The organism is Massilia sp. Root133, assembly GCF_001426525.1.
Taxonomy (GTDB): domain Bacteria; phylum Pseudomonadota; class Gammaproteobacteria; order Burkholderiales; family Burkholderiaceae_D; genus Telluria; species Telluria orientalis.
The window spans coordinates 405611-415112 of sequence record NZ_LMEW01000032.1 but is presented as its reverse complement, the minus strand read 5'-3'; the positions used below and the strand labels follow the sequence as shown (position 1 = coordinate 415112).

The following is a 9502-nucleotide window of genomic DNA, read 5'->3' as shown; positions in this document are numbered from 1 at the left end:
GGTTGACGACGACGTACAGGCCGAGCCAGAACAGCGCCATCGTCGTGGCGACGGCCTTGCCGTAGCGCTGTTCGAGGAACTGGGGCATCGTGTAGATGCGGTTCTTCAGGTAGACCGGCATGAAGAACACGGCGACGATGACGAGCGTGGCGGCGGCCATCAGTTCGTACACGGCGATGGCCATGCCGATGCGAAAGCCCGAACCGCTCATGCCGATGAACTGCTCGGCGGAGATGTTGGACGCGATCAGCGAGGCGCCGATGGCCCACCACGTGAGCGAGCCTTCGGCCAGGAAGTAGTCGTGCGAGGCGGAGGTGTTGGCGCTCTTTTTGCGGCGGTAGACCCACAGGCCGTAGCCGGCGACGACGACGAAGTAGAACAGGAAGACAATGGTGTCGAGGCGGGAAATCAGATTCATAGGTTTGTCTCGGTTGTGATTCGCGCGTTTCAGCGCTCCAGGAAGGCGTCCATGATCGCGGTCGGCTTGCCGCCGCGGTCAAAGGCGCCCATCGGATAGCCCTTCCAGTCGTAAGCCTCGGGCTCCCAATAAAACACGCCGCGTGCCATGCCGCCATCGACGGCGCGCGCCTTGGCGATCAGGTCGGCGATGACCGCCTTGCCGTCCGGGTGGTCCCAGGGCACGCCGACCTCCGAAAGGATCACCGGCTTGCCATAGCGGTGCACCATGTCGTTGAGGTTGGCGAGGCAGGCGGCCGTGGCGCTTTGCCACGTGTGGTTCTTTGCGGTCGTCGGGTACGACGACACGCCGATCATGTCGAAGCGCGCGCCGTGCGCCTTCAGGCCGTCGAAGTTCCAGCGGAACGTGGCGTTGTCGTGGCAGTTGTCGACATGGACGATCACGATCGCGTCCGGGAACACCTGCTTGACGGCGCCGTAGCCGCTGTCGACGAAGCGCGCGTAGTTGTCCATGTGCTTCGTCGCGTCGCCTTCGGGCCACAGCAGGCCGGTGCGGGTCTCGTTGCCGACCTGGACCCAGGTGGGCGTGACGCCCGCGTCGCGCAGGGCGGTCAGCACGGACCGCGTGTGCGCCGCGACGGCGTCGGCCAGTTGCGGCACGGTGTAGCCGGCCCAGGCCTTCGGTTTCGTCTGCTGCTGCGGGTCGGCCCAGGAATCGCTGTAATGGAAATCGATCATGACGCGCAGGCCGGCGGCCGTGGCGCGCTTCGCTTTCGCGACGACGTCCGCCGTGCCGTTCCAGCCGTCCTGCGGGTTCACCCACGCGCGCACGCGGATGGCATCCATGCCCTGTTCCTTCAGGATGGCGTACAGGTCGCCGGTCTTGCCGTCGCGGTTGCGGAACACCCGGCCGGCCGCTTCCATTTCGCTGACCCAGCCGACGTCGGCGCCCTTGGCGAAGTGCGTGTCGGCCGCGTGCGCGCAGGGAGCGCCGAGCACAAGACAGGTCGCAAGGGCGGAAAAGGCGTGCTTCATCGGTCTCCGTAGTCGTTATCGTTATTGTCATGCTGGCAGCAAACCGGGATTCTAGGCAGGAAAAGCCATGCGCACCCTATCCATTTTTCGCGTCACCTATGAAATATTCGTATGGCGGCAATGTTTCTGTTGAAACATCCGGTATTTATTTGACAAGGGGAAAGGAACGCAGGTCATCCAGGCTCCCGCACTATACTGGTCCCGTACCCGTCGATCCGGGCGGGGTTCCGGCTGACGCCGGTCGGCGTCGCCTTATTGGAATCAGGAGGTCGAGATGAGCAAAGCAACATGTATCCTGCGCGGCGTCGCGCTGGCGTGCGCGCTGTGCGCGGCCGGTTCGCCCGCGATGGCGGCAAAAGATCCGGCGCGGTGGACGCAGGGCGACAAGACCAAAGCCCAGCGCATGGCCACGCTGAAGAAGGAAATCAACGCGGCGTACGCCGAGCAGCAGACGGCGTGCAAGAAGAAATCGTCCGCCCACCGTACGTCCTGCCTGAAGGAAGCGCGCCAGATCTATCAACGCGACATGACGAACGCGCCGCGGCTGCTGGCCCAGGCCCCGCGCGGCGAGGTGACGGAGCGCGTCGTCTCGACGACGACGGCCCCGGCGACGCCTGACCAGTCGTCCGGCAGCACTGCTTACGGCAGCTCCAGCATGGGCGCGACCGGCTCCGGTACGGGCACCGTCGACGGCAAGGACGACGCGATGCCGCCGAGCGCCGGCCAGGCGGGCGGCCTGCCGCCGCCGCGCGTGGACCCGTCGGACAACCGCGCGTCCGACCAGCCGCCGCAAGGCAGCACGGTGCCGGTCCAGCAGCAGCAACAGTAAGGGCTGTCGCGCGCCGTGGGGCGCCGAATGGTAAACTGCTGCCTTTTGCCGCAGAGGACCACGATGGCGCTTCGCGACCGCGCGCTGGAATTACTGATCGAGATGGATGCCGCCGCCAAGACGGCGGGCGTGGCCGCGCTGGCCGACGCTTGCCGCGCCGGGGCGGTGCCGCTCGACAGCGGCGCCGTGCTGAAGGCGGGCGACGCGGCCATTCCGGGCCGTCCCGCGCGGCCGGAACTCGTGCCGCCGCGCCTCGTCGGCCGCCGCTCGATGGCGACGGATGAAGGCCGCGCAATGCTCGTCCACGCGCTGGCCCACATCGAGTTCAATGCCGTCAACCTCGCGCTGGACGCGATCTGGCGCTTCCCGGGCATGCCGGACGCCTACTACACGGACTGGCTGCGCGTCGCGGCCGAGGAAGCCCATCATTTCACGCTGCTGGCGGCGCATCTGCGCACGCTCGGCTGGGCCTATGGCGATTTTCCCGGCCACGACAGCCTGTGGGAGATGGTCGCCAAGACGAGCGGCGACGTCCTCGCGCGCATGGCCCTCGTGCCGCGCACGATGGAAGCGCGCGGCCTGGATGCGATCCCGCCGCTGCGCGCGAAGCTGGCGCAGGCCGGCGACGACGCGGCCGCGCGCATCCTCGACGTGCTGCTGCGCGACGAGGTGGGTCACGTGGAAATCGGCAACCGCTGGTATTTTTATCTCTGCGCCCAGCGCGGCCTGGAACCGGTCGCCACCTACGATGCGCTGACGGTGCAGTACAAGGCGCCCGTGCTGAAGGGCCCCTTCAACGTGGAAGCGCGCCGCCAGGCCGGTTTCACCGAGGCGGAGCTGGCCCGACTCGCGCATGCCTGATGCCATGGACACGCAGGGTTTCCTGCTGACGCGCCACTGGCGCGATACGGACGCCGGGGTCGAGGTCGAGTTCTGGCTCGCGACGCCGGATGGGCCACGGCGCGTGCGTCTCGCGCCGCAGCCGGCCGTCGCGTTCATCCCCGCGGAGCAGGGCGACACGGCGCGGCTGCTGCTCGCACGTGAACGGGGCGCGGAACTGCGCGAGCTGTCGCTGTGCGACTTCCGCCACCGTCCCGTGCTGGGCCTGTACTGCACGCAGTACCGCCACCTGCTGCGCCTGGAAAAGCGCCTGCGCGAGCACGGCATCGACGTCTACGAAGCCGATATCCGTCCGCCCGAGCGCTACCTGATGGAGCGCTTCATCATGGCGCCCGTCACGTTCACGGGCACGCCCGATCCGCACGATGCGCGGCTCCTCGTGGATGCGCGCCTGACGCCGGCGCAGGACTATCGCCCGCTGCTGTCGACCGTCTCGCTCGACATCGAGACGACGATGCAGGGCGAGCTGCGCTCGATCGCGCTGGAGGGCTGCGGCCAGCGCCAGGTCTGGATGCTCGGCCCGGCCAACGGCGATGCGTCGGGGCTCGATTTCGACTACGAGGTCGTCGCCACGCGGCGCGACCTGCTCGACCGGCTGGAGGACTGGATCCAACGCTACGACCCGGACGCGATCATCGGCTGGAACCTCGTCCAGTTCGACCTGCGCGTGCTGCAGCAGCATGCGCAGCAGATGCAACGCCCGCTGCGCCTCGGCCGCGACGGCAGCGCGATCGAGTGGCGCGAACACGGCGGCCGGCAGGAGCATTACTTCGCCGGCGTCGCCGGGCGCCTCGTCATCGACGGCATCGAGGCGCTGCGCGGGGCCACGTGGAGCTTTCCGTCGTTCTCGCTGGAGCACGTGGCGCAAAGCCTGCTGGGCGAGGGCAAGGCGATCGACAATCCGTACGACCGCATGGCGGAGATCGACCGCATGTTCGCCGAGGACAAGCCGGCGCTCGCGACGTACAACCTGCAGGACTGCGTGCTCGTCACGCGCATCTTCGCGAAATCGGAGCTGATGACCTTCCTGCTGGAGCGCGCCAGCGTGACGGGTCTCTCGGCCGATCGCAGCGGCGGTTCCGTCGCCGCGTTCGAGCATGCGTACATCCCGCTGATGCACCGGCTGGGCCGCGTGGCGCCGAACATCGGCGACGTGCCTGGTGCGGACAGTCCCGGCGGGTTCGTGATGGATTCGCGCTCCGGGCTGTACGACTCGGTGCTCGTGCTCGACTATAAAAGCCTGTACCCGTCGATCATCCGCACGTTCCTGATCGATCCGGTGGGGCTCGTCGCGGGCCTCGAGGAGCCGGAGGCGGACACGGTGCCGGGTTTCCGCGGCGCGCGCTTCTCGCGCACGCAGCACTGCCTGCCCGGCATCGTCACGCGCGTGTGGCAGGGCCGCGATGCGGCTAAGCGCGAACGCAACGCGCCGCTGTCGCAGGCTTTAAAAATCATCATGAACTCGATGTACGGGGTGCTCGGCACGACGGCGTGCCGTTTCTTCGACTCGCGCCTGGCGTCGTCGATCACGATGCGCGGCCACGAGATCATGCACCGCACGCGCGAACTGATCGAGGCGCAGGGCTACCAGGTGATCTACGGCGACACGGATTCCACGTTCGTGTGGCTCGGGCGCGCGCATGCGGACGACGCCGCGGCACGCATCGGCCGCGCGCTCGTCGACCATGTGAACGCATGGTGGCGCGACCACCTGCGCAACGAACTGCGCCTGGACAGCGCGCTCGAACTCGAATACGAAACCCATTTCCGCCGGTTCCTGATGCCCACCGTGCGCGGCTCGGAAGAGGGCAGCAAGAAGCGCTACGCGGGCCTCGTGCGCCGCAAGGACGGCAACGACGACCTCGTGTTCAAGGGCCTGGAGACGGTGCGCACGGACTGGACCCCGCTCGCGCAGGCCTTCCAGCAGGAGTTGTACGGGCGCGTGTTCCGCGGCGAGCCGTACGAGGACTACGTGCGTGACTACGTGGCGCGCACCCTCCGGGGCGATCTGGACGAGCAGCTCGTGTACCGCAAGCGGCTGCGCCGCCCGCTGGTGGAGTACGAACGCAACGTGCCGCCGCACGTGCGCGCGGCGCGCGCGGCCGACGAATTCCACGTGCGCCAGGGCCGGCCCGCGCAATACCGCAACGGCGGCTGGATCCGCTACGTGATGACGACGGCGGGACCGGAACCGCTGGAGACGCTGGACACGAGCCGCACGCCCATCGACTACGAACACTACCTGACGAAGCAGCTGGAGCCCATCGCGGACGGCATCCTGCCGTTTATGAACGACAGTTTCACGAGGCTCACCAGTCCGCAGGGCGCGCTGTTCTGATCAACCGCCGGCGCGTTTCGGCCGGTGGCCGAGCTTCGTGAGTTCTTCCATGAGGCGGTCGCAGTGGTCGCCCTGGACCTCGATCACGCCATCCTTCACGGTCCCGCCGGAACCGCACGCGGTGCGCAACGCCTTTCCCAGCGCGGCGAGGGCGGCGGCATCGAGCGCCAGGCCCTTGACGAGCGTGACCGCCTTGCCGCCCCGGCCCTTCGTCTGGCGCGCGACGCGCACGTTGCCGTCGCCGACCGGTGCCGTGCCGGTCTTGCAGGTGCACGCGGTCACCGGTTGCCGGCAGGCGGGGCACATGCGGCCGCTCTCGGTCGAATAGACGAGGCCTCCGTTCGAATGCTTCATGGTGTGTCGTGAGTGATGGCTATTCCCATGAGTTTACCAGCCCATCGCGGCCGGCGTCTCCCATCGCGGCCGTGCACTTCTGTAAATACGATGTTACTATCCGGCCCGGGGTTCAATGAAAACAACAGGGGGTGGTCATGCATCATGCCGGCACGTTCGATGCTGTCTTTCTCGCGATGTTCTGTGTCTGTTTCGCCATCCGCGCGCCGCTCGACATCAGGAACAGGAAGGTCAAGGCCGTCGAATCGCGCGAAGGGATGTTCGAGAAGTTCTGCCTCATGCTGGTGTTCACGGGGTCGACGACGCTGCCGTTCCTTTACCTGTTCACGTCATGGTTCGATTTCGCCGACTACGCGGTACGGCCTGCCGTCGGCGGGCCCGGCGCCGCGCTTGGGGTGCTGGGCGTGTTCCTGTTCTGGAAATCGCACCGCGACCTGGGCCGGCAGTTCTCGCCGACGCTCGAGGTCAAGGAAGCGCACCACCTGGTCTCCGAAGGCATCTACAGCCGCATACGGCATCCGATGTACACGGCCGTGTTCCTCATCGCCACCGCGCAGCTGCTGTTGATCGGGAACGCCGTCGTGGGACCGGCGTTCCTGCTGGCATTCAGCATCCTGTATGCCTCGCGCATCGAGCACGAGGAAGACATGATGCTCGAGCATTTCGGACAAGCCTATGCCGACTACAAGGCGCGTACGAAGCGCCTGCTGCCGTCCATCAGGCAATAGGGTCAGGGCCCCGGATTCGGGTTGTCCGGCAACGACGGGATCGCGCGCAGGTATTCGTAGATCGCGTACAGGTCCCGCGTCGTCATCTTGCCGACGGCCGGCCACGGCATCACCTGCAGGATCTCGCCGGCCGGGTCGTGCGGATTGTGGCCCGTGCGCAGCGTCCGCACGAATTCCTCGCGCGTGAGGCCGGCCGGGCGGCCCGCGTTGTCCGGCGTGAGGTTCGGCGCCGTGAAGGGGCCGAACTGGCGCCCGCCCGACATGTATTGCTCGGCATTCACGCGCTCGGGCTGGCCCTGGAACGGATCGCCGCCGGGCGAATACGTCGGATGCGTGTGGCAGTCGATGCAGCCCGACGTGTTGACGATGTAACTGCCCTGCCACACGAGGTTCCTCTGCTTGCCCTTCAGGTTCAGGATGACGCCGGGCGGAACGATTTCGCGGCCGCGCATGGCGCGGCTGTTGGTGTCGCTCAGTGCGGTGGCGGCGTCCATGTCGTTGTCCGGGCCGGGTCCGGCGGCGTAGGGGGCCGCGCTGGCGGCGGCGAGGGCGAAGGCAAGGCAGGTGCGGCGGGCTGCGTTCATGCTGTGTCTCCCAAGGTCGGTGGCTGAAGACGAATCAAGTCAGTATAGGCGTCAATACGGAACCCGCCAGCCCGGCCTTCCTGTCGATTCTGATAGGGACGGGGTGAGAATGCGCGCACTTTGGCGGCGGCGGCCATGGCACCATCACGGTTCGACATCGGGAGACGTGCATGACGACATCATCCAGGCCATGGATCCAGCTTGCGGCCGCCATCGCGGCCGTCGGGGCCTTCATCCACCTGGCGGCCATTCCGGCCGGTCCGGCCTGGTACGCATACTTCGGCGCGCCGCCCGGCGTGGTCGACTCCGCGCGCGCCGGCACGTGGCCTGCGCCCGCGGGGGCGTTCGTCATCGCGCTGCTGATGGCGACGTGCGCCTGGTATGCCTGCGCGGCGCTGGGCGCGGTGCGCCGCCCGCCGCTGCTGCGTACGGGCCTGGCCGTGATGGCCGCGATCTGCCTCGTGCGCGCGCTGCTCCTGCCGCCGCTGGCCATGACGCATCCGGAACTGCGCAACACGTTCGAGGTCGTCGCCGCTCTCCTGTGGGGCCTGGCGGGCATCGGTTTCGCGCTCGGCGTGAAAGCCACGGCGCGGCGCGGGCTATACTGACGCGACCATGCACCTGTACCGCGAATTTCCGCCGCATCCCGCGCTGGCAGGCAATGTGGCCTGCCTGTGGACGAGCCACGCCGTCCCGGACGGTGCGCCCGTCCGCACGCGCGTGTTGCCCGACAATTGCGTCGACATCCTGTGGCAAGATGCCTCGCCGCTCGGCAAGGTGGCGGGCATGATGTCGCGTCCGCACCATGTCGAGATGCGTGCTCCGGTGCTGACGGTGGCAGTGCGCTTCCTGCCCGGCGCCGTGCGTGCCTTCGTCGACGTCCCGCTGTCCGAATTGCAGGACGGGCATCCGGCCCTGGCCGACCTGTGGCCGCGCGCAGAGGCGGAAGCGCTGGCGGCCGGATTGTGGGAGCGCGAGCGCACGACGGCACAGCGGCTTGCCGTCATCGAACAGGCCTTGCTTGCGCGCCTGCGCACGCGCGGGCCGGCACGGGCGGACGCACTCGCGCGGGCTGCCGTCCTGCGGCTCGAGGCGAGCGGCGGGGCCGTGCGTATCGACACGCTGGCGGATGGCCTGGGCGTCACGCGTCAGCACCTCGCCACGCTGTTCCGCGAGCGCGTGGGCCTGAATGCGAAGACCTTCGCGATGGTGTGCCGCTTCCGCCGCGCGCACGCGGCGCTGCGCGGCCGGGACGCCGGCGTCGACTGGGCGCGCCTCGCGGGCGATTGCGGCTACTACGACCAGTCGCATCTCATCCACGCATTCCGCCAGTTCGCGGACGCCACCCCGGAATCCTTCCTGCAAACCGCGCCATGATCGTCATCGCCGCCCCATCGAATCTCGGACTCCGCCCCCTGCGCCCCGGCCATGAACCCGGCACATGGCGCGCACCCGCCGCGTTGTTCGAGGCCGGCCTGCTGGACGCCGTGGGTGCCGGCGTTCCCGTCGTCATGCCGCGGCCGCCCTGGAAGCCCGGGCCCGATCCCGGCACGCGGCTGCGCAACGGCCTCGCGATGCGCGACTTCAACCTGGCGCTGGCCGACCACGTGGCGGCGGCCGGTGCGCGCGGCGAATTCGCGTTCGTCGTCGGCGGCGACTGCTCGATCCTGCTGGGGGCGCTGGCGGGCGCGCGGCGCCGCGGGCCGCTGGCGCTCGTCCACGTGGATGGCCACAGCGATTTCCGCCACCCGGGCAACTACGACCCGGACAGCATGCCGGGTGCCGTCGCGGGCATGGACCTCGCGCTCGCCACGGGCCGCGGCGAGGCGCTGATGACCGACTGGCCCGGCGTGGAGACGCCTCTGGTGCAGGATCGCGACGTCGTCCAGATCGGCGAGCGGGACGGGCGGCGTCCCGACTTTGCCTGGGCGGACGTGAACGACACCGACTTCGAACACATCGACGTGTTCACGGCGAACGAGATCGGGCCGCGCGCGGTGCTGGAACGCGCGCGGCAACGGCTGGACAAGCGCTTCTGGATCCACCTGGACGTCGACGTCCTCGACGAAGCCGTGATGCCCGCGGTCGACAGCCCGGGCGCGCCGGGCATCGCGCCGGACGATCTCGTGGCGATCCTGTCCGGCCTCGTGTGCGACCCACGCTGCATCGGCATGACCGTCACCGTGTTCGATCCCGACCTCGATCCGGACGGGCGCCATGCCCGCACGCTCGTCGGCCTGCTGGGCAGGCTGCCGTTCGAGCGCTGACCCGACGCCGGAGTTGGCGCGCCTAACAAAACCGCCTAGTTGTTCTACAG

Annotated in this window: 10 protein-coding genes and 1 pseudogene; 7 read left to right on the top strand and 4 right to left on the bottom strand. The window is 68.4% G+C overall.

The features are described from left to right. Positions 1-418, bottom strand: a pseudogene (locus ASD28_RS22430) (sodium transporter); the annotation flags it as partial. 29 nt (positions 419-447) lie between these two features. After that, positions 448-1452 (bottom strand): glycosyl hydrolase 53 family protein, encoded by a 1005-nt coding sequence (locus ASD28_RS22425; protein ID WP_056133543.1) that lies wholly within the window; start codon positions 1450-1452, stop codon positions 448-450. A 274-nt stretch (positions 1453-1726) separates the two neighbouring features. Between ASD28_RS22425 and ASD28_RS32530 the strand changes: the two genes are divergently transcribed. The 3 genes from ASD28_RS32530 (at position 1727) to ASD28_RS22410 (ending at position 5519) form a co-directional block, all read left to right on the top strand. Further along, positions 1727-2281, top strand: a complete 555-nt coding sequence (locus ASD28_RS32530) for a hypothetical protein (RefSeq protein WP_056133540.1) — start codon at positions 1727-1729, stop codon at positions 2279-2281. Positions 2282-2344: 63 nt separating this feature from the next. Next, the gene (locus ASD28_RS22415; RefSeq protein ID WP_056133537.1) at positions 2345-3142 is read left to right on the top strand and encodes a ferritin-like domain-containing protein; all 798 of its coding nucleotides are present in this window, start codon (positions 2345-2347) and stop codon (positions 3140-3142) included. Next, the gene (locus ASD28_RS22410; RefSeq protein ID WP_229411941.1) at positions 3135-5519 is read left to right on the top strand and encodes a DNA polymerase II; all 2385 of its coding nucleotides are present in this window, start codon (positions 3135-3137) and stop codon (positions 5517-5519) included. Before ASD28_RS22415 ends, ASD28_RS22410 begins: the two co-directional genes overlap by 8 nt. On the opposite strand, the gene ASD28_RS22405 is transcribed toward ASD28_RS22410, so the two are convergent. After that, on the bottom strand, positions 5520-5873 hold the full coding sequence (locus ASD28_RS22405) for a translation initiation factor Sui1 (RefSeq protein WP_056133531.1): 354 nt from the start codon (positions 5871-5873) through the stop codon (positions 5520-5522). It abuts the gene before it with no gap. 137 nt (positions 5874-6010) lie between these two features. Here ASD28_RS22405 and ASD28_RS22400 point away from each other — a divergent pair, with 137 nt between their 5' ends. Then, the gene (locus tag ASD28_RS22400; protein ID WP_056133529.1) at positions 6011-6601 is read left to right on the top strand and encodes a protein-S-isoprenylcysteine O-methyltransferase; all 591 of its coding nucleotides are present in this window, start codon (positions 6011-6013) and stop codon (positions 6599-6601) included. 2 nt (positions 6602-6603) lie between these two features. Here the strand turns inward: ASD28_RS22400 and ASD28_RS22395 are convergent, their stop codons facing one another. Continuing rightward, positions 6604-7185, bottom strand: coding sequence for a hypothetical protein (locus ASD28_RS22395; RefSeq protein ID WP_056133527.1), 582 nt, complete (start codon positions 7183-7185; stop codon positions 6604-6606). A gap of 170 nt (positions 7186-7355) precedes the next feature. Between ASD28_RS22395 and ASD28_RS22390 the strand changes: the two genes are divergently transcribed. Genes ASD28_RS22390 through ASD28_RS22380 form a run of 3 tightly spaced genes read left to right on the top strand, consistent with a single transcriptional unit; the run spans position 7356 to position 9452 of the window. Next, positions 7356-7793 (top strand): hypothetical protein, encoded by a 438-nt coding sequence (locus tag ASD28_RS22390; protein ID WP_056133523.1) that lies wholly within the window; start codon positions 7356-7358, stop codon positions 7791-7793. A gap of 7 nt (positions 7794-7800) precedes the next feature. Then, a complete protein-coding gene (locus tag ASD28_RS22385) occupies positions 7801-8562 on the top strand; it encodes a helix-turn-helix domain-containing protein (RefSeq protein WP_056133520.1) in 762 nt (253 codons plus the stop codon). Next, positions 8559-9452: an arginase family protein gene (locus ASD28_RS22380; RefSeq protein ID WP_056133517.1), complete on the top strand. Its 894-nt coding sequence runs from the start codon at positions 8559-8561 to the stop codon at positions 9450-9452. The genes ASD28_RS22385 and ASD28_RS22380 overlap by 4 nt, the downstream gene beginning before the upstream one ends. Positions 9453-9502 lie beyond the last annotated feature (50 nt).